This is a genomic window from Vibrio sp. Vb0667 (genome assembly GCF_033391095.1).
In genome coordinates this window covers 22052-46714 of record NZ_JAWPOL010000019.1, presented here as the reverse complement: position 1 = coordinate 46714, position 24663 = coordinate 22052, and the positions used below count along the sequence as shown (strand labels likewise).

Annotated in this window: 17 protein-coding genes; 9 read left to right on the top strand and 8 right to left on the bottom strand. The window is 45.1% G+C overall.

Annotated elements, in window-relative coordinates; genetic code table 11:
• Positions 1–77: 77 nt before the first annotated feature.
• Positions 78–2534, bottom strand: coding sequence for an EAL domain-containing protein (locus tag R8269_RS16375; protein ID WP_206970718.1), 2457 nt, complete (start codon positions 2532–2534; stop codon positions 78–80).
• 425 nt (positions 2535–2959) lie between these two features.
• Here R8269_RS16375 and R8269_RS16370 point away from each other — a divergent pair, with 425 nt between their 5' ends.
• The 4 genes from R8269_RS16370 to R8269_RS16355 all read left to right on the top strand — a co-directional run bounded on the left by R8269_RS16370 (position 2960) and on the right by R8269_RS16355 (position 10961).
• Positions 2960–5293: a YgiQ family radical SAM protein gene (locus R8269_RS16370; RefSeq protein ID WP_258476828.1), complete on the top strand. Its 2334-nt coding sequence runs from the start codon at positions 2960–2962 to the stop codon at positions 5291–5293.
• A gap of 262 nt (positions 5294–5555) precedes the next feature.
• The gene (locus R8269_RS16365) at positions 5556–9062 is read left to right on the top strand and encodes a T6SS effector BTH_I2691 family protein (RefSeq protein WP_318222595.1); all 3507 of its coding nucleotides are present in this window, start codon (positions 5556–5558) and stop codon (positions 9060–9062) included.
• A 3-nt stretch (positions 9063–9065) separates the two neighbouring features.
• On the top strand, positions 9066–10013 hold the full coding sequence (locus R8269_RS16360; RefSeq protein WP_138940436.1) for a hypothetical protein: 948 nt from the start codon (positions 9066–9068) through the stop codon (positions 10011–10013).
• Positions 10014–10016: 3 nt separating this feature from the next.
• The gene (locus R8269_RS16355; protein ID WP_206953372.1) at positions 10017–10961 is read left to right on the top strand and encodes a hypothetical protein; all 945 of its coding nucleotides are present in this window, start codon (positions 10017–10019) and stop codon (positions 10959–10961) included.
• Positions 10962–11088: 127 nt separating this feature from the next.
• Here the strand turns inward: R8269_RS16355 and R8269_RS16350 are convergent, their stop codons facing one another.
• From R8269_RS16350 to R8269_RS16340, 3 genes are read right to left on the bottom strand one after another with little or no spacing between them, the layout of a single operon-like run.
• On the bottom strand, positions 11089–11511 hold the full coding sequence (locus R8269_RS16350; RefSeq protein ID WP_033905699.1) for a GtrA family protein: 423 nt from the start codon (positions 11509–11511) through the stop codon (positions 11089–11091).
• Between the two features lie 4 nt (positions 11512–11515).
• Positions 11516–12922, bottom strand: a complete 1407-nt coding sequence (locus R8269_RS16345) for an ArnT family glycosyltransferase (protein WP_033905700.1) — start codon at positions 12920–12922, stop codon at positions 11516–11518.
• Positions 12923–12924: 2 nt separating this feature from the next.
• Complete coding sequence (locus R8269_RS16340) at positions 12925–13965, bottom strand: glycosyltransferase family 2 protein (RefSeq protein ID WP_258476830.1); 1041 nt, start codon at positions 13963–13965, stop codon at positions 12925–12927.
• A gap of 152 nt (positions 13966–14117) precedes the next feature.
• Here R8269_RS16340 and R8269_RS16335 point away from each other — a divergent pair, with 152 nt between their 5' ends.
• From R8269_RS16335 to R8269_RS16325, 3 genes are all read left to right on the top strand, one after another.
• On the top strand, positions 14118–14795 hold the full coding sequence (locus R8269_RS16335; protein WP_005389368.1) for a response regulator transcription factor: 678 nt from the start codon (positions 14118–14120) through the stop codon (positions 14793–14795).
• Complete coding sequence (locus R8269_RS16330; protein WP_258476831.1) at positions 14792–16078, top strand: sensor histidine kinase; 1287 nt, start codon at positions 14792–14794, stop codon at positions 16076–16078. Before R8269_RS16335 ends, R8269_RS16330 begins: the two co-directional genes overlap by 4 nt.
• A gap of 107 nt (positions 16079–16185) precedes the next feature.
• Positions 16186–17082: a 1-aminocyclopropane-1-carboxylate deaminase/D-cysteine desulfhydrase gene (locus R8269_RS16325; RefSeq protein ID WP_206970722.1), complete on the top strand. Its 897-nt coding sequence runs from the start codon at positions 16186–16188 to the stop codon at positions 17080–17082.
• 39 nt (positions 17083–17121) lie between these two features.
• On the opposite strand, the gene R8269_RS16320 is transcribed toward R8269_RS16325, so the two are convergent.
• Complete coding sequence (locus R8269_RS16320) at positions 17122–17664, bottom strand: hydrolase (RefSeq protein WP_005457944.1); 543 nt, start codon at positions 17662–17664, stop codon at positions 17122–17124.
• A gap of 150 nt (positions 17665–17814) precedes the next feature.
• Positions 17815–18675, bottom strand: coding sequence for a LysR family transcriptional regulator (locus tag R8269_RS16315; RefSeq protein ID WP_017634710.1), 861 nt, complete (start codon positions 18673–18675; stop codon positions 17815–17817).
• 99 nt (positions 18676–18774) lie between these two features.
• Between R8269_RS16315 and R8269_RS16310 the strand changes: the two genes are divergently transcribed.
• A complete protein-coding gene (locus R8269_RS16310; protein ID WP_005376744.1) occupies positions 18775–19839 on the top strand; it encodes an HlyD family secretion protein in 1065 nt (354 codons plus the stop codon).
• A gap of 9 nt (positions 19840–19848) precedes the next feature.
• Positions 19849–20868, top strand: coding sequence for a DUF2955 domain-containing protein (locus R8269_RS16305; protein ID WP_025767250.1), 1020 nt, complete (start codon positions 19849–19851; stop codon positions 20866–20868).
• 1004 nt (positions 20869–21872) lie between these two features.
• On the opposite strand, the gene R8269_RS16300 is transcribed toward R8269_RS16305, so the two are convergent.
• Together R8269_RS16300 and R8269_RS16295 are read right to left on the bottom strand one after the other, a co-directional pair.
• Positions 21873–22901, bottom strand: a complete 1029-nt coding sequence (locus R8269_RS16300; RefSeq protein WP_031780992.1) for a methionine synthase — start codon at positions 22899–22901, stop codon at positions 21873–21875.
• 30 nt (positions 22902–22931) lie between these two features.
• Positions 22932–23906 carry a DUF1852 domain-containing protein gene (locus tag R8269_RS16295; RefSeq protein ID WP_017636059.1) on the bottom strand — a complete coding sequence of 325 codons (975 nt, stop codon included), beginning with the start codon at positions 23904–23906 and terminating at the stop codon, positions 22932–22934.
• Positions 23907–24663: the final 757 nt, after the last annotated feature.

The following is a 24663-nucleotide window of genomic DNA, read 5'->3' as shown; positions in this document are numbered from 1 at the left end:
CGATAATATCAAATCAACTATCGCCAAACCACCGAAAGTCGGCCCCCAAATGAGCTAAAACGGTAAGACAATTTTATTCACAGAGAAGCAAGATACTTCAACGCGTCTTCCTGCGTTAAAACTCCACGGTACTCTTCTTTGGTATTACACAATACCCAAGGGAAACGAATGCCGGTTTTAACCAACTCTCGAATAACAGAGACAGGTAAATCCTCATCAACCAACACAAATTCGGTGCTCATTATCTGATTAACAGGACGTTTCCAAATTCGGCTTTCTCGTTCAGTTTCTCGCTCTGTGCCCATCGAAGGTGTTAGGTGTAAATTCACCGTCTCTTTCGTAATTAACCCAACACAACGATTTTCATTGAGAACAACTAAAGGCGAGCTTGGATTCAAATTCATGTACTCCACTGCCAAGGAGAGCGGTTCTCCAGGGTCCATAGACCTGACTTGTTCATGGCTCAAAGATTGCAACACATCACTTTGCTTAGGCTCAATCGCGATGTCAGAGAACAGATGCTCATAACTGTCCGCTTTATCCATCAAATCGACAGGCACGGCAGCAGAAAATAGAAAGCCCTGCATGTAATCGACACCGATTTCTGCCAATACTTGAAGTTCTTGCTTAGATTCCACGCCTTCAGCAACCACTTTTACATTCATTTGCTGTGCAAGCTCGGTGACCATTTTCACAATGTTATAGCTGGTGCTCCCTTTATGAATGTTCTTGATGAATTTTCGGTCTATTTTCAGTAAATCAAACTGCCCTTTTTCTAGATAAGAAAAAGAAGAATACCCAGTACCGAAGTCATCAATCGCGATCTCAATGCCCTCTTTCCGCACTTCCTCTAGAGCTCGAGTATGCTCCTCATCTTGTTCAAAATACGCGGTTTCTGTTAGCTCGATAGTTACTCGCTTAGGGTCTACACCACTGGCTTTAATCAAATCATGCGACCGCTGAAGGATCTGAAGAGAATCCAATTTCGTATTGAGGGAGCGATTGATGGTCACGCCCACTTCCTCGCCATAAATTTCTTGTAAGCGCGGAAAGTGCTTCAACGCAGCTTGGCAGACCACATCATCAAGTGCCGCTATGAGTTCTAGATCTTCAATAATAGCGATCATCTTTTGCGTACAATACGCATCATTTTCATCATAGAAGCGTGCGAGAGCCTCGAACTTAACCACTCTTCCGGTTTGAACGTCGATAATCGGTTGAAAGTAAACGTCCACTAGCCCACTCTCTATTTGCGCCTCCAAAAACGCCTCGAGATGTTGGCGCTTCACTAATTCAGAGTGAAGTTCACTGTCGTAAAAGTTGAAATAGCTGCCTTCACCGGAAATAGAGGACAACATCGCTTGCGCTGCATGTGCTAGCGCTTGTCTTGGTCGGTTCGTATCATAGCCAAGGATTGACACACCAGTTTGGCCTTTAACGATAGTGGCATGCATTTTTGTGCCCATTTCATTTCTAAGCTCATTAAAGAACCCTTTCATGGCAATTTGGATCAAACGAACCGGGCTCAACCATTGACAATGAGGGGTCTGCAAGCATACGACAAACACATCCCGAGATAACTGCCCCGCAATACTGGTGTAGCGACTTCGCATAATAAAATCTGCAAAACCTAATTGCTGTTCAAGCAAGTATCTCTCCGAAAACTTGGGTCTGAGTGTCATAACAATGTTGAGTTCTTTATTTCTGCTTTCATTCGCTAAGTTCGCTAATTGGAGTTCAAATTCTTTCCTCGTTGGTAAAAAGGCAGCCCAATCATGCTGTTGTTCACAACGATTTTTCATCCACAACAACGAAGCAGAAATATCCGTAGAAAATCCGAGATAGAGAATTCGTCCAGAATGAAACGTAAGTCGGTAAATACAAAGATGATGAGCTTGGTTGCTACCGTTTGCTGTTTTGCTCAGCAAGTTACCACACCAACATCCTTCATCATTAATTTGCTGCCACAGCTGATCATAAAACGCTTGGCTATGGTGAGAGGTACTGAAAATATGAGTTTTAAGCCCAACCAGATCTCGGTTTTGATAGCCCATTTGTAACTCAAAGGCACGGTTACAACCTAAGATGCGCGTATCTTCATCGGCAACTAAAACGCCTACATTTGGCAAATCAAAAATCGTTTCGAGAATTTTCGCTAACTCCTCGCAACCAGTGATTGTTAATTGCGGAATGATAGTGCCTTGGATAATGCGCTTATTGAGCCTTTCAAAACTAATAGTAACGTGCACTAAGTTAACGTTTTTTAGCATCATGCAACAAGAAAACCGCCCCCGTCCGCCAAAGAGTTCCACTTCTAGAATTCGTTGTTTTAGCGTTTCTTGTTGCCCCATCAGCATATGATCAAACAAGTTATTTAGGCTGGTTACTGGCGTACTTATCCCAAATGCCTTTGCCATTCCTTGCTGATCACATTCGAACTCGCGAGTATCAATATCGTAAGACCACTCTATAACAGGAGTTAGACTGGAAGTCGTTTGCATTTTTGGATGCACTGTTGTCGTAGATTCACTCATACCCTAGCCCCTTTTTTTGTAATTAGCCCAAGGCTCAAAATTCACAGTCAATTCGCGACATTCCAGTTGGGACCTGCCGATCCTCTTTATAGATGGATTGTGTCAACGATAAGCCTATCGACTTAGAACTATTTCCAGAGCAGCTCAGCCTTTTGCATTTAATATGCACTAATTTGATTATAGGCTTTACCCCATATAAGCACACCATTGCTTATGCTTTGTATTAAGATTGCGACATTTTTCATGAACCGATCTATAACCATGAGGCTTTCAAGGTGAAATTAGACAGAAAATCGCCGATAGAGCATTGATATTTTTACAAACCAAATAAAACTCGATGAACTAAGCTTGAATAGATGAGTTTGTTATAGATACCTGATAATCAAATCGCTATAATTCGCGCTCCCTGGAACAGAGAGCAAAATATGACCAATAACATCACTCCTATTCATGAGTACAAAAAATACTGGGCAGAGTGTTTTGGTACGGCACCTTTCTTGCCGACCAGTCGCAAAGAAATGGATGCCCTAGGATGGGATAGCTGTGACATTATCATTGTAACCGGTGACGCTTATGTGGATCACCCAAGCTTTGGTATGGCTATCATTGGCCGCCTGCTAGAAGCACAAGGTTTCCGTGTCGGTATCATTGCTCAACCAGAATGGCAAAATAAAGATGCGTTCATGCAACTTGGTAAGCCAAATCTGTTCTTCGGGATCACTGCGGGTAACATGGACTCCATGATCAACCGTTACACCGCGGATAAAAAGCTTCGTCACGATGACGCGTACACACCGAATAACGAAGGTGGTAAACGCCCAGACCGAGCAACGTTGGTTTACTCTCAACGTTGTCGTGAGGCATACAAAGAAGTACCTATTGTTTTAGGTGGTATCGAAGCTAGCCTACGCCGTGTGGCACACTACGATTACTGGTCAGATAAAGTTCGCCGTTCTGTACTGTTTGATGCAAAAGCAGACATCCTACTTTTTGGTAACGCAGAGCGCGCACTTGTCGAAGTAGCACATCGCATCGCAAACGGCGAAGACATCAGCACCATGACCAATATTCGTGGTACTGCCGTGAACTTGCCAGCGGCGCCAGAAGGCTACACGGTTATTGATTCTTCTCGCATTGAAAAACCTCGTAAAGAAGCGTTCGTACCAAAGAACCCATACGAAGTAGAAACTCAGTGTGAAACTAAAAAAGACGAGCCAGTTGCACAACCAATCACAATTCGCCCATCACGCCACGATGCTGCGAGGACTGCGGTCCGTTTACCTTCGTTTGAAAAGCTAAGAAACGATCGCATTCTTTATGCGCATGCAAGCCGTGTACTGCATTTAGAAACGAACCCGTACTCTGGTCGAGCGTTACTTCAAAGCCATGGTGATCGTGAACTTTGGGTAAACCAAGCTCCAATTCCATTGACGACCGAAGAGATGGACTTTGTGTTTGGCCTGCCTTACGCGCGTGTTCCTCATCCTATGTACGGCAAAGCAAAAATTCCTGCGTACGACATGATCAAGACGTCTGTGAACATCATGCGTGGTTGCTTTGGTGGCTGTTCTTTCTGTTCGATTACCGAGCATGAAGGTCGAATCATTCAAAACCGTTCGAAAGAGTCTATCATCAACGAGATTGAAGAAATTCGCGACAAAGTTCCGGGCTTTACCGGCACAATTTCCGATCTTGGTGGCCCGACTGCAAACATGTACCGCCTGGGCTGTAAAGATCCAAAAGCGGAAGCGAACTGTCGTCGTCCTTCTTGTGTATTCCCGGGCATCTGTAACAAGCTAAACACAGACCACAAACACACGATCGATTTATACCGCGAAGCGCGTAAAGTTGAAGGCGTGAAGAAAGTGATGGTTGCATCTGGCGTACGTTACGACCTTGCGATTGAATCACCAGAATACGTGAAAGAGCTCGTGACTCACCACGTAGGCGGTTACTTAAAGATTGCACCGGAACATACTGAGAAAGGTCCTCTTGATCTGATGATGAAGCCAGGCATGGGTACGTACGATCGCTTTAAAGAGATGTTCGAGAAATACAGTGCAGAAGCAGGCAAGAAGCAGTACTTAATCCCTTATTTTATCTCTGCGCACCCAGGCACAGAAGACGAAGACATGCTGAACCTTGCTCTGTGGCTGAAAAAGAACAACTTCGAATGTGACCAAGTACAAAACTTCTACCCTTCGCCAATGTGTAACGCAACGTCGATGTACTACTCAGAGACAAACCCTCTGAAACGCGTGAAGTACAAAAAACGTGAAGATGTACCTGTAGCAAAAGGTGAACGTCAACGTCGCCTGCATAAAGCGCTGTTGCGTTATCACGATCCAGCAAACTGGCCAATGATCCGTGAAGCCCTAGTCAGTATGGGTAAAAAACATTTGATCGGTGACAAACAAGGCTGTCTCGTTCCTGCAGAAGACATTGAAGCACAAACACCAGCGCAACGTCGTAAATCTGGTCGTCACGGGGCAAACCGCTTTGCAACCAAACATACCAAAAACCAACCAGGCTTCGGTGGTCATTTGAACAAACGTTCTGAAGGCGGTTCAAAAGATGGTAAACCATCTGGCAACCGTAACGGTTCGGGTAAAGCTACAGGTGGTCAACGCCCTGCAAGCAACGGCCAACGTCCTAGCGGCAACGGTGCAAACCGCCCTGCAGGTAGCAAGCCGCAAGGCCAAGGTCGCCCACAAGGACAAGGCAAACCAGCTGGTCAACGTAAACCAAAGCGTCGCTAACTCTTTAGCACTTAAATACTAGAAAGGGCTCCAGAGGTAACTCTGGAGCCCTTTTGTTTTGTCGGCTCATTGAGGCATCACTCACAACTCAAACTTTGATTCAATCAATACAAAAAATGGTAAACACCAACCAACTTATTGGAAAAACAAACAATTATTTGATTGACGCAAAACCATAAAAATCTAACTCATTGATTTTTAATCACTTTATTTTGGTGCGATATTTGCGTAACAGAGTAAAACTCTTAAACATGGGCTAACGATGAATAATCCACTTCCCCCAAAAACTTCTATGTTCTGGTATGACAACAGCTATACCTATGAGGAGGCCGTTCAGGCATTTGAAAGCGATGGTACACTGAAATCGCTGAATATCGTTCCAACCACGGAATCCGATGATCTTGCTGGCTCCCCCCCAGAGCGCAGTATGTTTTGGGAGGGAGAAACAAAAAAAATCGATCCGCCACCGCCGTCTGAACCAGAACCTCTCAATTTAAAAACTGAGAAAGAAGCAACGGAAGCATCACCTGCGCACTTTATCCCAGTCCGCTATGCCATCGATCAGCTAGAAACAGAAGAGACACAACCTTTTGGTTTGCCTGAAGAATGGAAAGGCCAAGGCCCAGCCAAACTCAATACCGTTGGTTACACCCTGCGTCAACTGCGCGACGGTTGGCTGTATGTCTATGATGCAATCAACAAAAGCTTAGACGAATACGAAATCAAAGGAACGCAATTCACGCTCTATAAGTTGGGAGAATCAGAAAGCCCAAAATCAGAGCAGCGTGGGACACCACAAGATGCAAAACCCTTCCTTACTTACATCAACGGAAGCGTACTATCGATTTGCTTCTCTGAGAACCGGTGGACATGGCACACGTTCATGCGCGTACTTAACAATCCGAGTAATCATATCGATCGCATGCAAACCATTGTTCTGTCCTCAAACGAGAATCAGCACAACATTGCACCAATAGATAAGTTAACCCAAGTCGCTGATATTGAATCTTCTGCCGTCGATGATGGTCGCTTTGCGGATTCTGGCATCGCCACCAAAGCAGATGAAGATGGTTCTGTCTTTAAACCTGTCGCAGTCAAAAGCGATTTAACCTCTGCGATTCCAGAAGAAGAATCAGGCTACTTCGTCGCGATAAAAGATTACGCCGCAGACATTCAAGATATGTCACTGCATTTTGTTGGTGCCGCAAGCCCTTACCGCCTTTTCACTGACCAGTTTTCAAACCAGTGGAACTTGATGCAGACCGCCATGCAACTGTGTATGTTTGGTGCAAGTGACGAGATAGACATGCCAGCTAGCGTTAAGCGTAACGGCGAAGAGCTGTCGTTTTATACCGACATGGCTGACTATTATGACTCTTCTCACCAACTTGATTTGGCAGAGCAGAACAAAAGCTCAGTTCAGTCCGGCTATCCTGCTAAATTTTCCGCTGGAGCGATTGAATCACACCAACATACCCAAAGTGACATTGCTAAAGCGATACAGGACAAATATCGAATTTCTGCGAGCCGTTTTGGTAAATACGAACAATGGATAGCGACTGAACGCTGGCGTCAGCAGCTCAACTGGAAGCAAATGCTGAGCGAGATGCAAGAGCTGTCAGAACAAAAAGAAACCATGCTAGCCCAAGTGGTTTCGGTCAAACGCGACTTTATCGCAGTAATGGAGTCCTTAACACCTCATCATCTTGAGAGAACCTTCGACCTATACAGCGAAGACACGCAGTACAGCTTGTATCAACTGCACAAGCAAGCGGTTGAGTCATTTACTTTGGTGATGCAAGAAGAAGACCGCCAATGGGCAGAAAGCCAATGGGAGAAACCAACCAGTTTACTAGCTCTCTATGCCTCTGGGTTTAGTCGTAGTTTATTTAAAGTGATGGAGAAGAATATTACTGAGGCGCAGAATGAACAGTCGATCGTCTCAGACAATCCTGAACCTGATAATCAGTTGATGGACCAGATATCTGATACCAGCAACCGCGTGAATATGTACTCTAAGATCATGGACTTTGTTTCCAACCCAAACACTGCGGAAACAGCCTTTCTCAAAGATATCGCCAAAGGTTTCCAAGAGCTGGATATTATTTTTAAATCTGCAATAGGTGCGCTTGCAAAAGGCGTTGTAGAGTTTGGTGTTAGCATGACCTCACAAGTATCAATTTCGCTGATGCCTGTTTTCGCTAAACCTCTGAACCGTCATAGCTATTATTTATTTGCCGTTATTGCAGAACATATGGCACACAATATGCCCGTAACAATAAAAGAAGGTTACGCTCACGATTTTAAAAAATGGAAAACACGCGTAAGTGATTATCTGATTAAGCTCGAAAAAAACGATGCAATCATTGCTGACTTCCAGAAAAATAACCGCAAAGCTGACTCTAAATACACAACAGCTTTAAAAAATAAAAAGACTATTAAGAAGGCTCTCGCTGTAGCTACATTGGAGTACCCGCAGTACATTGAGTTACCTGATGATCTACCTCAAAGAACCATCGAGCTTAGAACGCGGATCGTGATGAATAAGCTCAATGATTTGAATAAACTGTTCGAGAATGCCGGTGGTCTAGGCTTTCTGGCATTAGTATTTAACTGCATCGCGCTTGGTGATGCCATGAGCAGTATCCAAGACACTGGATTAATGTCCTCAGATGAATTTTTGGATATCCAACAAAAGCTTTTTTATACAGTCAACGCTTGGACGGGTATTCGCACCGGTAAACTTTGGGACAACGTAAGAGTAGATAAAACGCTACGAGCACGTTCTTTATCTGCCCTAAAAGAAATGGCGAAACGTGATACCACAATACCTATTTCTTCTTTGAGTGATCTTAAAATTTTCAACAAATGGCTTGCGGTAACAGGAATAATAGGTGCTTTAGCTTCAGGGATAGAAGCTTACCGGTCGTTACAACAACTTGATAGTTTGAATGGCACTGCAAAAATTGCGGGATACTTCAACTTTTCTTCTTTAGTTGGACTTACAGCAGTAGGGACCTTTCAAGCTGTAGGAGGAATAACTGGCGTATGGTCAGCAAACGTTCTTTTCGGTGGGCCAATCATGTTTGTCATTATGGGGCTAACTGCAATTTACCTTTTGAGCAACTATGTAATGAGCAAGTTCAAACAAGACGATTTTCAAAAATGGTTAGATAAATTACCGTGGGGATATAATTCCGCCAGAGCACAATGGAGTCAGTCTCCAGATCTGTTAGAACGAGAAAAACACAACTCTTCATTAGTACAAAAGGCACTATTTGATTTACAAACCATCATAGATAAACCATCAATCTACCAAGTGCCAATGATGCGGGTTGTTCCCAATTCATCAACGCAATACCCATCAGCAATGCAGGAGCTGTTTGGTATTGAGTTGCATATCCAAGTTCCTACCAAAATAGCAAGAGATGGAATTAAACTTCGGACAAATACTTCTGTAACTAAGGGAGAATTGATATCAGGAACTTGGTACACCGGAGTAGATCTAGAAACCTTGAATAGCCCGATGAACTCCGCAAACTCTCAAAGCGTGTATAAATTGAGTTTACCTATGAAAGACTCAGCTGACTATCTAGCATTTGAGATAGAATACATCCTCGATGATGAAAACGAATTAAGCCGTAAGTACTGGTTCCAAAATAATGCAAAACAGCGTGCAACTTATACGGCGATTTCAGACAATACTAAACAAGCAACGATCAGAAGTTCATTAACTTCAGATACTAGTGAACTTAGCTTACAGGAGTAACCCTTGGCTTATTTACCTTTTTACATCACGCCAGACGAGTTTTCGGCTTATCAAGAAGAACAAGAGCAACAAATTCTAAAAGGGAAAGAGCTCACAACCTGGCACAAGCACGATATTGAAGAGCCTTTTCGATACTTATACTTATCAATTGCTATAGCCGCAGTCAGCCCGTTATTTTTCCTGACCTACTTTCTCCACGATAGTAGTCAGATGCTCTTGACCTACATATTATCAGGCTTAACGATAATCATGTCCGGTGTTTCTTATCTTACATTTGGTTTAGACAATCGTTATGACTACACCATATCCGAGCAAGGCATGGTCTTGAGAAAGAGACGTGATCTCCCTACTTGGGTGAACTCAGCAGCGCAAGTGATGGGTTGGTTTGGAGCAGTAGTCTGCGTATTTATGGTAATCGCAGTAGGACCAATGGCTCTAGTCGGTGCTGGTGGATTTATTTTAGTTTCATTTCGCATGCTGAAGCGCCAACCTGAAGAAGAAACTGAAGTACGAGTGGGGCTTCGCAAAGATTCATTGTTTGCTCAATACAACAAACAGCGAAAACTCATTGTGATTTATCACAAATTTGACGACTGCTATTTCTTTGACATTGAGCATAAAGAAGTCAGTCGAAACCAAACTCGTGGTCGAAGTTATATATTTTGCAAAACTGAATCAGAAGTGAATTACTTGTTGAAGTTGTTAGTTAACAAGTGGAACATCGAATGCTCTGAAGAAAACAATATTAAACAGCTTTTCAATACAGACCTAATGTACGAAAAACTTCAAGATGTTCCAGTAAGAGGAACTAAATATCTACTAAGCGAAGTAGATAGCCTGAGAAATAAGAATGCCACATTACCCGAACTAAAATACTTGCGTGGTGACTTATGGCTAAGCGAAGCGGAAATCGACCAGCGCAAAGCAGAACTGAATACAACCAAGGAGTAACCCTTGGCATATTCACCATTTTACGTCACCCCAGAAGAATTAGCAGTTTATCAAGAAGCGCAAGAGCAAGAAATACTCGCAGGCGATAATGTCAGAACATGGCACAAGTATGATGTAGAGGAACCATTTCGCTATTACTTTAAACTTTTTGCGCTTCCCTTTGTGATCGCCCCATTCCTATTAACTTTGTTTATACACACGAGTGACACGGTTGGCGTAACTATTTTTTCTTTTATTTTATCGGTGATGGTGTCTGGTGCCTTTTACCTTACGATTGGCCTCGACTATCGCTATGACTATATTTTTTCTGACAAAGGCTTTGTGATGAAGAAACGTCGCAACATGCCTAAGTGGGTGAATACCGCCACGCAAGCCGTTGGCTGGATAGGTGCAGTGGTATGTGTGGTGATGGTAGCGATGGTTGGCCCGATGGCGTTAGTAGGTGCAGGTGCTTTTATATTAGTCTCCTTTAAAATGCTTAAACGCCAACCAGATGAACCAACAGAAGTGAGAATCGGAGAGCGTGAGGATTGGCTGTTTGCGGACTACAATAAAAAAAGGAAAGTGATCCAGTTCTATTTTAAGCATGACATATGCAGATATCGAGATACTGCTCATAAGACTATCTTTCGCTCACAAGATAGATCAGATTGTTATGTTTTCTTTAAAACTGAAGCGGATTTAGAATCCATGGTCACACAACTGTCAGAGGTCTACAAACTGGATTGTAAAGAGGTCGATGATCATAAAAAGCTGTTTGAAGCAAAGCCAGAATCAAGGCTCTTTAGTATTCCAGTTTGTAGTAGAGAATATCAAACCGAAGAGGTATTTGATTTAAGGGCGTCAAATGCCCCACTTCCTGAGCGTGAATACCTTTACAACGGCAAGTGGCAAACGGAATCTGAAATCGAACAATCAAAATCTGAACTAACGGCAGCCAAGGTATAAACCTTGGCTTATTTACCTTTTTACATCCCCCATGAAAAGCTTTAGGTTTACTCTGATGTACAAAAAGAAAAATTGGTTCAAATAACGAATTTTTAACTCGAGGATAGGAGAGTAAGCCCGAACCTTTCTATCCTCTACTAAACACCCATTTTGCACTGAGCAAATAATTGCTCACCATGCCTGCCAATATGCCTAAGCTCAAAGCCAAATAGACCATCAACCCTTGCGTTCCTAGGGCGAGCGTTACGCCTTTGAACACAATAAAGTTCGGCAAAGCACTGATACAGGCACTCGCCATAAATTTTTGCCATTGAGCGAAAGGGTTGGTTTTTTCTGCTTGAGAGAAAGTCAGCCAGCGATTGCCAAGCCAAGTCGTGGTTGCTGCAAACAAAAATGCTATCCCACGAGCCAGCATCAGATCCAGACCAAACCAATGGAACAACACAGAAAAGATAAGGGTGTCGACCATAAAGCCGACACCACCTACTAGAGCAAACCTTGTTAACGAAGCAAACCTTTCCAGCGAAGCAAATTTTGGTAATTTGCGCATTCCGTTACCCAACCACACAAGTGTAGAGTGAGCGTTTCGATTTTGCTGTGAACTCATTGGTACAACTCAACGCATTTTCATGAATCATGCTATCCACTTGCTGCGATTTACCAATCAGGTGGAATTTCTTCAGATTGTTTAAGTCATTCTTATCTTCAAGCTTTTTCGCCTGACCATGACTATAGAACTGACCTGAGAACGGGCGCTTACCAATGTAGAAGACCGGAGCGTTGTCATTAATTTGCGCGAAGATGATGCGATCGCTGCGGCTATCTGCTTTGCCCATATTCAAAACCAACATCGCAATCATAAGCAGGGCTGGCAACACCGCTGCCGTTCCGGTCAGCCATTTGAAATCGTGTTTATCCACCAGCATTGCAATCAAGATACCCAATGCAGGCACACCCGGTAGCACGTAAGCAGGCAAAATATTCCCAGCCATGGTGAACAAGATCATTGGTGAAATCAGCCAACACATCAGGAAGCTAAATAGACCTTGATGATCCGTTTCAATGGCTTTGAGTACCTTACGACGTTTCCATGCCAAGATAGGCAATACAATTGACCAAGGCGCAGCCGATTGCAGCCAGAATACCCAGATCATCCCACGTGGTTGATCATGAGCAGAGCCATACAGGTCCCCTTCCCAACCGCTGACAACAAAACGCTTAAAGTGCTCGCCAACAATAAAGTAATCAATAAATCCAGGCGTCGCCATTTCAGCCATGATGTACCAAGGTAGAGCAATCGCCAGCATGAGCGCCACCCCCAACACAATTGGAAAACGCTGCCACAAGGCTTTGAAGGCACCGAAGAAACCATGCTGAATCACAAGCCAAGGAAACACTGCGATGCCCATGATCACGATCGCCACCGGACCTTTTGCTAACAGCCCGCAAGCCAAGCCAAAGAAACCGAGATAACCCCACAATCGGCTGTGTTTGTCTTTGCCAAGCCAGCAGTAGTAAAAGCCGACCATCGCCATGGTCATTGCCAATGTCAGTGCCATGTCTGTCATCACTGCACCCGCCGCAATTGAAAAGATGCCACACGTCGCCAATACCAACGCTGCGATGACTGCGTTAAAGCCAGCGCGATGCGCCATGGCTGCAACAAAAATAATAGTCGCGACACCCGCCAACCAATGAGGCGCGCGCACTGCGAATTCATTCAATCCAAACAACTCAATGCCGTAAGCACTCATCCACGTGAACAGGGGTGGCTTCCCCCAAAAAGGCACGCCATAATCAAACTGTGGGGTAAGCCAATTGCCTGTTTCCACCATTAAGCGCGCCATTTCGCCGTAGCGGGCTTCGGTGGTGTCCATCAAAGGGTAAGCGGCAAGTGAAATAAGACGGAGTAAAAGAGCAAACGCCAACAACAACCACAGATGGGTTTTATTAATACTCATGATTACGCGGTTTCTCCCAGTTTAAACTTCATGGTTTGGATGGATTGATGTTTTGCAGGCTGCTCGTAAACAGACTGAACAAGATAAAGAGGACGTTGCTTGGTCTCGATAAAAATGCGGCCAATGTATTCGCCCAAAAGGCCAATCGACAGCAGTTGCACACCGCCCAATGCAAGTTGGACGACCATCATGGATGGGTAGCCAGTGACAGGCCCACCAAATACAACAGTTTTCATCACTATGAATGCGCCATAGATAAAGGCACTGAACGCCACCAATGCACCGGCAAGTGTCGCTAAACGCAAAGGACGAATGGAAAACGAGGTAATGCCGTCCATTGCAAGGCCAATCAGCTTGAGGTAGTTCCATTTGGTTTCACCACAGAAACGAGCGTCACGCTCAAACTGAACCGTCACTTGCTTGAAACCCGGCCAAGAAAAAATACCTTTCATGTATCGGTTACGTTCTGGCAGCGCATTGATGTGTTTGACCACTTTTGCGCTCAGTAGACGGAAATCGCCCACATTCTCAGGCACATCCAATTTCGCCATGCTATTCAGCACTTTGTAAAAGCAAGCGGCCGAGAAGCGTTTGAACCAAGTTTCGCCGTGGCGTTCACTGCGCTGCATGTTCACCACGTCATACCCTTCACGCCATTTTGATACCATTTGCGGGATTAACTCCGGCGGGTCTTGCAAGTCAGCATCAATCACTATCACCGCTTCACCTTGGCAGTGTTCCAGCCCCGCACTCATGGCGGACTCTTTGCCGAAGTTACGGCTTAGTGCAATACAACGAACGTCGCTAGAAGATTGAGAAAAGTTTTGCGCGATCATTAGGCTGTCGTCTTTGCTACCGTCGTCGACATAGACGATTTCGCAGCGTTCTGGCATTTCATCCAAAACGGCGGCTAAACGACGATGAAATTCAGGCAAGACTTCTTGCTCGTTAAAGAATGGCACCACAACAGACAAAACTGTTTTAGGCTCAGTGTGTTGGCTCACCTTTGAAAAGGTTGCAGCGTGAATGTTGAAGGTTGACATGCTACTCTTCCACTAAATCCGATGAATGAATCCAGTCTACAAACATCAATGTGAAAGAGATGTTGTTGACATCTTTTTCACGTTCTTAGTGAATAATGTTCGGTTAAGACGAAGTCTTATTTTCGAAAACCCGCCCACTTGGAGAGAAATACATGAAACGCGTACTTTTAGTCGAAGATAATCGAGAAATCGCAGGCATGCTGTTCGATTATTTTGAGTGTGCAGGTATGGAACTCGATTATGCAGACAACGGCGAGCTCGGCCTGAAACTGGCGATGGAAAACACCTTCGACATCATCTTGCTCGATCTCATGCTGCCACGCATGGATGGCCTGACCATGTGTAATAAACTTCGCGACGCGGGCAACAACACACCGGTACTTATGCTGACTGCACTCGATAGCCGTGACGATATGCTCAAAGGCTTCCAACACGGCGCCGATGACTATCTGACCAAACCTTTCGATCTGGATATTCTAGAAGCGCGCATGATGGCACTGATCCGCCGTTACCGTGGCACTGTCGCATCGAGCAAGTTGGAATACGGTGAAGTGTCTATCGACCAAAAAACGCGTAAAGCTTATCGCCAAGATAAACTGTTGGCGCTAAACCCTACCACTTACACCATTCTGGAAATGCTTGTGAAAAGCGCGCCAGACGTAGTGACACGCGAAGAAATTGCCTTCCAACTTTGGCAAGAGAACGAGCCGAACAACGACGTTCTGCGCAGCCACATTTACCAACTTCGCAACCAACTTGATAAGCCATTTGAACAACATGTGCTTATCACCGTGCCGAAAGTTGGCTTCCGCTTGGAGACAGGTGCATGATCAATCGCTTACTTGCTAGCACGCAAAGCACACAAAGTATGACAGGGCGACTCGCTCTGTTTTTCTCTTTTGTGTCGGTCGTGATTGGCATCTTCTGCTTTTTGTTGATTACCGGCTCCCTGCTTTGGTCTGAAGACCGCGTGGGCGAGCGTCGTATTATGGTCGACAAAAAAGAAGCAATTGAACATTTCCAGTCCCACCCAGAGCAAGGCAGTATTCAGCTTGACCTGCTCACCACTGCATACAACGACATCTCATTGGTTGCCGAGCGCTATCAAAAATACCTGATTGGTCAAAAGCACTTTCTTGATGAAGTAGAAGACGGTAAATACTCGCGCATGGTTTACATGAGCACTTACACCTACAAAGGCGTTGAACATCCCGTTATTCTGGTTTCCTTGATTGATGAAATCGAGATCACCTCAGAGGAATTCATTCTCGCCGTCGCTATGGTGCTGTCCATTGTCGCCGTGCTGGTGTTCCTGTTTGGTAGCCTCCTGCTGCGCTTATCACAACGCTTGATTGAACCCGTCAATGCGCTTAAAACTCAACTCGACCATCATCAAGGCGATGCTACGCAAACTTTTAGCGTGCCAGAGGGCTCGGCCAAAGAGTTCCAAACCCTCGCGGATGAGTTGAATGAGTATCGCCACAAAATCAACCAAGTCATCAAGCGTGAGCAAGCCTTTGCACGATACGCAAGCCATGAACTGCGTACACCGTTAACCGTAATGAAAGGCTCAAGCAGTTTACTGGCAAGAAGTGCGAACACGGATTTCCAGACCCGCCAGGTGAACCGAATTCAAGATGCAACGCAGCAGATGTCGACTATGGTGGATGCCCTACTCGGCTTAGTGCGTTACGAGCGTAATGCAGATGATTCACCAGTGCGCAGCATCACCGAAGAAGAACTCATCCAAATCATCTTCCAAAGCCAAGCTCAGGCGGATGAGAAAGCACTCAGCTTTGATGTACAGATCGACGGAAACCCAAAAACGCGCGCTACCAATGCTGTGTTGACCATTATTCTTGGCAACCTGATTCGCAACGGCATCGCCGCGACACCATCGGGATCAATTCATATCAGCATCGGGGAAAACACCATCTCGGTACGTGATGAAGGCGAAGGCTTTTCGACCATTCCACATTCTGATGGGCACGGATTGGGTTTGATGATTGTGGATGATTTATGCCAGCGTTATGGCTGGCAATTTAAGATTGGTACACATCCAGAAGGTGGTTGTGAGGCGGTGATTGACCTTACGTCAGAGCATCAGGAATAACCGAAATGGTTGTACTGAAACCCAGACTTTTTATCTGGGTTTAATGGCGTTACACTACGCGCCCTTTTTAACGGCAAGGTCGCGTGGTTGGACACGTCAGCAGTAGCATGAAACTCTCTGAAAGCCCGATAACTCAACACAACTTCAACGGTCATACGTTTTTCCTTAAGCGTGATGACATGCTGCATTCTCACTTTTCTGGGAACAAGGCACGTAAGTTTATGGCGTTGATGGAAACGCAGAACAGCGACATCAAAACCCTCATCAGTTATGGCTCTGCTCAATCCAACGCGATGTATTCGCTTGCCGCTCTGGCGCAAATCAAAGGCTGGAACTTCGAATTCTACGTTCAACACATTCCTTCTTGGCTTAAAGACTCCCCTATCGGCAACTATCGTGGTGCGCTTGATTTGGGTATGAAAATCACCGCCATGCAAGACATCGGTAGCGAACTCCACCCTAGTGAATACGTCCACCAGGTACAAAGATTAGATGAGTCGACATTGCTTATTCCAGAGGGTGGACGTTCCCACCTCGCTGAAGCTGGCATCAAACAGTTAGCACGAGAAATTCTTGATTGGACGCGATTGAGAGGTAAAGAACAGTTTACCGTCGCCCTGCCATCAGGCACTGGCACGACCGCTTTATATCTTCATAAACATTTAAGCCCACACGGCATAGAAGTGCTAACTTGCCCTTGCGTAGGCGATGCAGATTACTTAACTGAGCAGTTCAACCAGCTCGGTGAAAACAGCCACCCAACCATTTTAACCGTGCGCAACAAACACCATTTTGGTCGCTTGTACGAAGAAGATTACATCACATGGAAAGCACTCTTTGAGCAAACCGACCTCGAATTTGACCTGTTATACGACCCGTATATGTGGCAATGCCTCACCCCTTGGTTGGAAGAGAACACAGATAAAACGGTGATTTATATTCACCAAGGCGGGTTACTTGGCAACGAGTCGATGTTGCCAAGATATCAACGAGAATTTGAATAGCGTGTTCAAATAAAGTTGTTGCTGATTACAGTGATTCCACTATTTGATGAGCGCCAGAATTTCTTTGAATTCAGGTGCTCGGCAATCTTCGACCATTTCATACAAGCACATTTCTAACCCAGTGAGCACCACACCGTTAGCGGTTAACTTCGCAAGAGCGAGCGCTTTATTGGCAGCGGTTCGGGAAGAGACACAATCCGTGACTAATTCAACGCGATAACCGGACTGGCGCAGAGAAACCGCGGTTTGATAGACGCAAATGTGGGATTCAATACCGCAAACCAACCAGGTATCAACTTTCGCGTTCTCCACCGCGACCTTAAACGTCGCCTCTTTGCAACCATCAAACGTGTACTTGGTAATAGGTAAATGCGTGCTTTCAAGCACTTCACGAATCGGCTCCGCGGTTGGGCCCAACCTTTCTGGATTCTGTTCTAGCCACAGAATAGGCAAATCTAGTGCTTTGGCGCCCTTTACCAGTTTCGTGATATTTTCAATCAGTGCGTCGCTTTCATGCATTAATGTAGCGAGTTTGCCCTGAACATCCACCACAATCAGGCCCGTGTTTCCTTTCGATAACATTTCCATCTCCTATCTTGTGCGACCACAAACCATACTCAACAAGTTGAGCAAAAGTTAATGTATCAGAACCCTTTCATGTTAGAGCAATAAAACCTAGAAAGATGACCTTCGCTCACACATTTGCCCTTAGGTAAGAGTGGTTTGAACTGACTATTTAAATTTCTCTCGAATTAGTTCAATCAAGGCTTTGACTTTATTGGGCAGAAATAAGGCCGAGGGATAAATCAGAGTAAGATGCTGCTTCGGATGCGCGAATTGAGGCAGCACCTCGACCAACAAACCGTCTCTCAGTGCAGGCTTGGAATGAATTTGAGGAATAAACGCGATGCCGTTTCCTGCTATCGCCATCGAGCGCAGCAAGTTGAGGTCATCCGAACGCAACGCCACATGCAGATCTGAATCGAGCAAATCGGCATTGTAACGATTAGTTAAAAGGCGATGCTGCTTAAGATCTTCCACCGTTTTTACTGGCGGATGCGATTCTAGATAGGCTTTTGACGCAACAAAGTGACTACGATAAGGCAAAAGACTGAACTGCACATAGCTGTCATCGGTGACTTTGACCACGCTCGGAAGAAGCTGTAAATCAAACGATTGACGCTTGAGATCGACACTCTCTTGATGGTTTTCAATCTCGACCGAAATCTCCGGATACCGCGTTGTGTACTCGGTGATGATCGCGTTAAACGCGGCAGAGCTCATCAATGCGGAAGGAATGGCTAAACGCACCTTGCCCGTCAGCTCTTGTTGATATTCGTGCATGGCATTTAAACCTTGCTGAATATGGTCAATAGGCTGCCCCACCAACTCAAACAAGCGTTTCCCGTGCTCCGTCAACTCAATGCTGCGTGTTGTGCGAATCAAAAGCTGTACCCCGAGCGATTTCTCTAATTCTTGCAGACGACGACTCACTTTTGAGCGTTGTAGTTGATTCGCCTCTGCCGCTGCACTTATACCGCCGTGAACCACCGTCTGAGTGAATAGGTAAATATCATCAAAATTAACGTTCATTGTCCTATTTTTAGGTCATTTATGTTCGTATTATCATTCTACTGAATTGTGAGTGACTTCTCTATAATCCGCTATCCAACATGTTTAACGGAACTTGTAATGACGGCTGACCAAAAATTCAAACACTGGATGCGAACTTTGATTGTCCTGTTCATCGTACTATTTTTGTACATTATCATTGCTGACCGCCACGCCCCCTTAACGACCGAAGGACGAGTGCAAGGATACGTTGTCCAAGTCGCACCCGAGGTATCTGGTAAAGTGACCGACGTTCTCATCGAGAATAACCAGTCCGTTCAAAAAGGCGATGTGTTGTTTACGATTGATGATCGTAAATACAAGATAGCGCTTGAACAGGCGGAGCTGTCTCTGCAATCCGCTTATGAAAAAGAAGCAACGCTGTATTCTCAACGCGAAGCCGCTCTTGCCAATATTGCCCGCGCACAAGCGACATTTGATAATGCACACCGCGAGTACAACCGCTTACTGACACTATCGAAGCAGAAAGTCATCTCTCAATCGACACTCGATAATGCCTTTGCCCAAAATCAGGTATCACGTGCAGCGCTTAAAGCGGAACGACAAAACTTAAAAGTCATTGAGGCGCAATTAGGCGATCAAAAAGGTCAAAGCACCGCCGTTCGAATTGCCAAAAACGGCATCGAAAAGGCGCAACTTGATTTGGCAAATACCGCGGTACTCGCTCCCAGTGATGGTGTCGTGACCAACCTGCAACTAGAAGTTGGCACGATGGCAAACACCAACATGCCATTGCTGACGTTTGTACCAACAGGATCACTCTGGGTAGCCGCTGATTTTCGTGAAAAGTCCGTCGCGAACGTAGACAAGACTTTCCACGCCTTGGTCACATTTGATGCCAACCCAGGTTCGGTGTACGACTTTGATTTAGCTAGCCGCGATTACGGTGTAGCAGCCGCACAACAAACGCCTAATGGCGCACTGACCAAAGTGGAAGTGAACAACCGCTGGGTACGTGATGCGCAGCGTACACGAGTGAACCTAACCAGCAGCGAAGAGTTACCACCAGCACTGTTTGTCGGCTCTCGCGCTACCATTGTTTTGTACCCAGACAACAGCATTTTCTGGCAGTTGATGGCGCAAGCACAGATTCACCTCGCAAGCTGGTTCCACTTCATTTACTAGGCGGCGACAATGAAAACCTTACGAATTTGGTTCGGCTGCTCTTTAGGGCTCGCGCTAAGCATGATCTTCGGTTGGTCTTACGGATTTTTTGCCATCATGATGCCGCTGTTTATATTGGGCAGAATGGACAACTTTAATATTTCGGCTTTATTGATCGTGTTTTTCTCTGCGGTGTGGACAACCATACAAGCCACATTTTTGCTGGAATACTTGCAGTTTCATCCAACATTAATGACCGTTGCCGTCGGAATCATGATGCTGTTCAAGTGCATTGCAATGATGAACCAGAAAACCTATTTGTTTGGTTACATGGGGCTGTTGGTGGGTTCAATTGTGTTGAATTTTGCCAGCTATAACTTCATGGATATTGAAGAGTTCAACGTCAACATGTGGGTGATGGCGTTCAGCAATATTTTTGTTTGCGCATTCGCGTATTGGTTGTTCCCGGAGCCAAAATCCCCCGCCGAGCACATTGAGATGTCGACCCCAGTAAAAAGCGATATTGACTACATCAGCCAAGTTGCTATGGGTTGGGTAGTGGCGATGGCGGCATTTATCGTATTCCAAGTAGCGGACTTATATGACTCGCTGTCCGCACAAGCTTCCATTTTGATCATCCTAACCCCAATGACTTTAGCGGGCTCGCTCGCCATGGCAAAAATTCGCATCATCGGCACCGCACTAGGCTGCATCGCAGGGATGGCTGTTCAGCTGATATTGGGCAGTTGGTATGGGCATGGGCTACTCTTTTGGCTCGCCTTTACCATTGCAATGGGGCCATTCTGCTTGTGGCTCACCAAAGGGCAAATTAAAGCGGCTATCGCGTTTTCTGCCATGTCTGCCCTATCGGTTCCGCTGACGACCTCATTGGTGCCAGAACAAAAAGACGCGTTCTTTTCGATCTTGTACCGTTTCAGCTCGATTTTCGTCGCGGTTCTGCTCACCGCGATGGTGATGTGGGTGGTGCATCACTGGATTCGTGTGATGTTGCTAAAGCATCCTGAGATTAAGAGCGTGGAGTTGAATTAAATCTGGCCGAGGCTGGAAACGGGAAATGTATGCCGATCACTTTACTGTGAGCGGCATTTTTATTTAAAACGGTCACCCTGAACAACGAGGGACGAGGTGATTCAGGAGCTACCCACCGAGTGCTGTGAAGTTCTAAGGTTATCGCCATTTTCCAGTGAGTTGTTAGTATATTCCTAGTCTCGTTTAGACTCGCTGGAATGACCCAACTTTGGATACAAACCAAATAGTTGTGTACATGAGTAACGTATATCTCAACAACCGTCATCCTGAACAGCGAGGGACGAGCGTGATTCAGGATCTACCCACCGAGTGCTTTGAAGTGCGAAAGTTATCGTCATTTCCTAGCGAGCTGTAACCCGATTCCTAGTCTCGTTTAAACTCGCTGGAATGACGCTATCTTGAAACTGCTCTAATAACTAGGGTTGTGGCGAGCAATATATCTTCCAACATCCGTCACCCTGAACAACGAGGGACGAGGTGATTCAGGAGCTACCCACCGAGTGCTTTGAAGTGCGAAAGTTATAGCTATTTCCTAGCGAGCTGTAATCCGATTCCTATTCTCGTCTAGACTCGCTGGAATGACCCTCTCTTGGAGCAGATCCAATACCTAGGGTTGTGGCGAGCAATATATCTTCCAACATCCGTCATCCTGAACAGCGAGGGACGAGCGTGATTCAGGAGCTACCCACCGAGTGCTTTGAAGTGCGAAAGTTATCGTCATTTCCTAGCGAGCTGTAATCAGATTCCTAGTCTCGTCTAGACTCGCTGGAATAACCCAAATTTGAATACAAGCCAAATAGTTGGGTATGTGAGTAACATATCTCCCAACATCCGTCATCCTGAACAGCGAGGGACGAGCGTGATTCAGGAGCTACCCACCGGGTGCTTTGAGGTTCGTAGACTATCGCTATTTCCCAGCGAGTTGTAATCAGACTCCTAGCCTCGTTTAAACTCGCTGGAATGACTCTAACTTTAGTTCATGGTGCGGAGCCTAAGTATTAATATCAACCCACCAACTCTTTACGAATGATCTCAGCACCCGCACTTAACGCATTGAGCTTAGCGGTCGATACTTCACGAGACAAAGGTGCCATACCGCAGTTGGTACATGGGTAAAGCTTGTCGGCATCAACGTACTTCAACGCCTCTCGCAGTGTGTTCGCCACTTCTTCTGGCGTTTCAATTTCGTTGGTAGCGACGTCAATCGCACCAACCATCACCTTCTTACCGCGAATCAACTCAAGTAACTCAATAGGCACTCGTGAGTTATGACACTCAAGCGAGATAATATCGATATTTGACTGCTGCAATTTAGGGAATACTTCTTCATATTGTCGCCATTCAGTGCCTAGCGTTTGCTTCCAATCTGTGTTCGCTTTGATGCCGTAGCCATAGCAGATATGCACCGCCGTTTCACATTTCAGCCCTTCAATCGCACGCTCTAAACACGCAATACCCCATTCGTTCACATCATCGAAGAACACATTGAACGCAGGTTCATCGAATTGAATAATGTCGACACCCGCCGCTTCAAGCTCTTTCGCTTCTTGGTTGAGGATCTTTGCAAATTCCCAAGCCAGCTTTTCACGGCTACCGTAATGATCATCATAAAGTGTGTCGATCATCGTCATAGGGCCTGGCAGCGCCCATTTGATAGGTTGCTTAGTTTGCTGACGCAAGAACTTGGCATCTTCAACAAACACGGGCTTTGTGCGGCTTACTGGACCAACCACAGTCGGAACACTTGCTTCATAACGGTTGCGAATGGTCACCGTTTTACGGTTTTCAAAATCTACGCCGCTTAAATGCTCAATAAAGGTCGTCACAAAATGTTGCCGAGTTTGCTCGCCATCACTGACGATATCAACGCCTGCCAGTTCTTGTTCTTGCAAAGCGACACGTAGCGCATCGCGTTTGCCATCAATCAGTTCTTCACCTTGCAGTTTCCACGGTGACCAAAGTTTTTCTGGTTCGGCCAGCCAAGAAGGTTTCGGTAAGCTGCCAGCCGTTGAAGTCGGTAATAGTGTTTTCATCGTCATTCCTTTCTAGATTCTCGTTATCTTTTACGCGTAATTTGCAGACCATTGTTCAAGCACAGATTGATAAGGTTTGATGAAATGCTCCTCGGCAAATTTCCCTTGTTCAATCGCCAGTTGGCTGCGCTCTTCTCGGTCGTAAACGATTTGAGTTAGCGAGTGGTCTAGGTTTTTTAAGTTTGGCTGGTAGCAATTACCGGCAACCGCGTTGGCATTGTAAATCTCAGGTCGGTAAATCTTCTGGAATGTCTCCATCGTGCTAATCGTACTGATAAGCTCTAGGTTTGAATAATCGTTCAACAAGTCACCGAAGAAGTAGAATGCCAATGGTGCAACACTGTTTGGCGGCATAAAGTAGCGCACCTGTAAGCCCATCTTTTTGAAGTACTGCTCCGTCAACGAAGATTCGTTCGGCTGATATTCAAAGCCCAAAACAGGATGTTGGTTTTCGGTGCGTCGATATACCTTGTTGTCCGATACGCTCAGACAAATCACTGGCAGCTTTTTGAAATGCTGTTTGTAAGACTCAGAATTAACGAAAGCTTTGAACAGTTTGCCATGCAAATCACCGAAGTTCGCTGGGATACTGAACTGTGGCTGGTTTTTGTTGTGGTCCAACAGCAAAACGCTAAAGTCGTAATCACGCACGTATGAAGAGAAGTTGTTGCCCACAATGCCTTCGATACGCTCGTTAGTGTTGTGGTCAACAATGTTAGTTTTGAGCACTTCAATCGATGGGAATGCTTCTCCACTACCTTGGATATCCATATCAACAGAGATGATTTCAAGTTCAACTGAGTAGCGGTCACCTTGCGCGTTATCCCAATATGCCAACGCATTAAAACGATTATCGATCATTCGGAGCGCATTGCGCAGATTCTCTCGGCGGTAGTTTCCGCGAGCCAGATTAGCAAAGTTGGTAGTGATTCGCGTGTTGTCTGATGGTTGGTAATTCTCATCAAAGCGAATGCTTTTGATAGCAAATGTGAAATCGTTATTCATCGTGAGTTGGTATCCTATTTCCTTAGATAAAGCAGACTTTTCCTAACTCTGTGCATGGGGACATTTTTTGTTTTTTGGTTTTCCCAATCGTTAGGTTGCACAGCACTTACGACGAACGGTTCGTACAAAAAACGACCGTCGCAGTGCCTAACACCAGAGCAGTCCTTTTTTTATACTTGCTTCACGAGTTGAGTAATATTGGTATTGTTTCACATTGAACATGAAGGAAATTCATAGTGGCAGTTCCAACCCTGAGAGAGCTATCGTAGATACTGTTTTTCATTGACACCAATACACGTAACTTGGCGAGCATATTGCCAATATGTGTAATTAAGAAACGGATAAGAGATTAGCAGTACGTAAACCAGTTTAAGCCGAGAAAACGCATTGTATAAACAAGACGCCAACTAGAATATAGGACAGCGTAACTTAAATAGCACGTTTCACATCCCATCGTTTATTCAAGCATTCGTTTAATTAGAAGTACGTTACATTTTATATTCTCGAAACATGATTATTTAATTATCTTATTTATTTCTTTTTCTATCTTTATCATCTTAAACGTAAAGTTTAATTTCCTGCTGTAAAAGCACATATAACTTCATACACGAACATGACAACTTCATTGACGGACTTTATCACTCAACTATTACATTAAGCTCTAAAAAAATAATAACAAAAAACATAAACCACTGTTTTAATTTGAATTGAACTCATAAACCCGAGATAACCACATAACGATACTTTACTTAGTTTG

Bases quoted from the DNA above. Each gene is read 5' to 3' on its own strand.
- R8269_RS16375 (WP_206970718.1), bottom strand. From the start codon at position 2,534: ATGAGTGAATCTACGACAACAGTGCATCCAAAAATGCAAACGACTTCC.
- R8269_RS16370 (WP_258476828.1), top strand. From the start codon at position 2,960: ATGACCAATAACATCACTCCTATTCATGAGTACAAAAAATACTGGGCA.
- R8269_RS16365 (WP_318222595.1), top strand. From the start codon at position 5,556: ATGAATAATCCACTTCCCCCAAAAACTTCTATGTTCTGGTATGACAAC.
- R8269_RS16350 (WP_033905699.1), bottom strand. From the start codon at position 11,511: ATGCGCAAATTACCAAAATTTGCTTCGCTGGAAAGGTTTGCTTCGTTA.
- R8269_RS16345 (WP_033905700.1), bottom strand. From the start codon at position 12,922: ATGAGTATTAATAAAACCCATCTGTGGTTGTTGTTGGCGTTTGCTCTT.
- R8269_RS16340 (WP_258476830.1), bottom strand. From the start codon at position 13,965: ATGTCAACCTTCAACATTCACGCTGCAACCTTTTCAAAGGTGAGCCAA.
- R8269_RS16335 (WP_005389368.1), top strand. From the start codon at position 14,118: ATGAAACGCGTACTTTTAGTCGAAGATAATCGAGAAATCGCAGGCATG.
- R8269_RS16330 (WP_258476831.1), top strand. From the start codon at position 14,792: ATGATCAATCGCTTACTTGCTAGCACGCAAAGCACACAAAGTATGACA.
- R8269_RS16325 (WP_206970722.1), top strand. From the start codon at position 16,186: ATGAAACTCTCTGAAAGCCCGATAACTCAACACAACTTCAACGGTCAT.
- R8269_RS16320 (WP_005457944.1), bottom strand. From the start codon at position 17,664: ATGTTATCGAAAGGAAACACGGGCCTGATTGTGGTGGATGTTCAGGGC.
- R8269_RS16315 (WP_017634710.1), bottom strand. From the start codon at position 18,675: ATGAACGTTAATTTTGATGATATTTACCTATTCACTCAGACGGTGGTT.
- R8269_RS16310 (WP_005376744.1), top strand. From the start codon at position 18,775: ATGACGGCTGACCAAAAATTCAAACACTGGATGCGAACTTTGATTGTC.
- R8269_RS16305 (WP_025767250.1), top strand. From the start codon at position 19,849: ATGAAAACCTTACGAATTTGGTTCGGCTGCTCTTTAGGGCTCGCGCTA.
- R8269_RS16300 (WP_031780992.1), bottom strand. From the start codon at position 22,901: ATGAAAACACTATTACCGACTTCAACGGCTGGCAGCTTACCGAAACCT.
- R8269_RS16295 (WP_017636059.1), bottom strand. From the start codon at position 23,906: ATGAATAACGATTTCACATTTGCTATCAAAAGCATTCGCTTTGATGAG.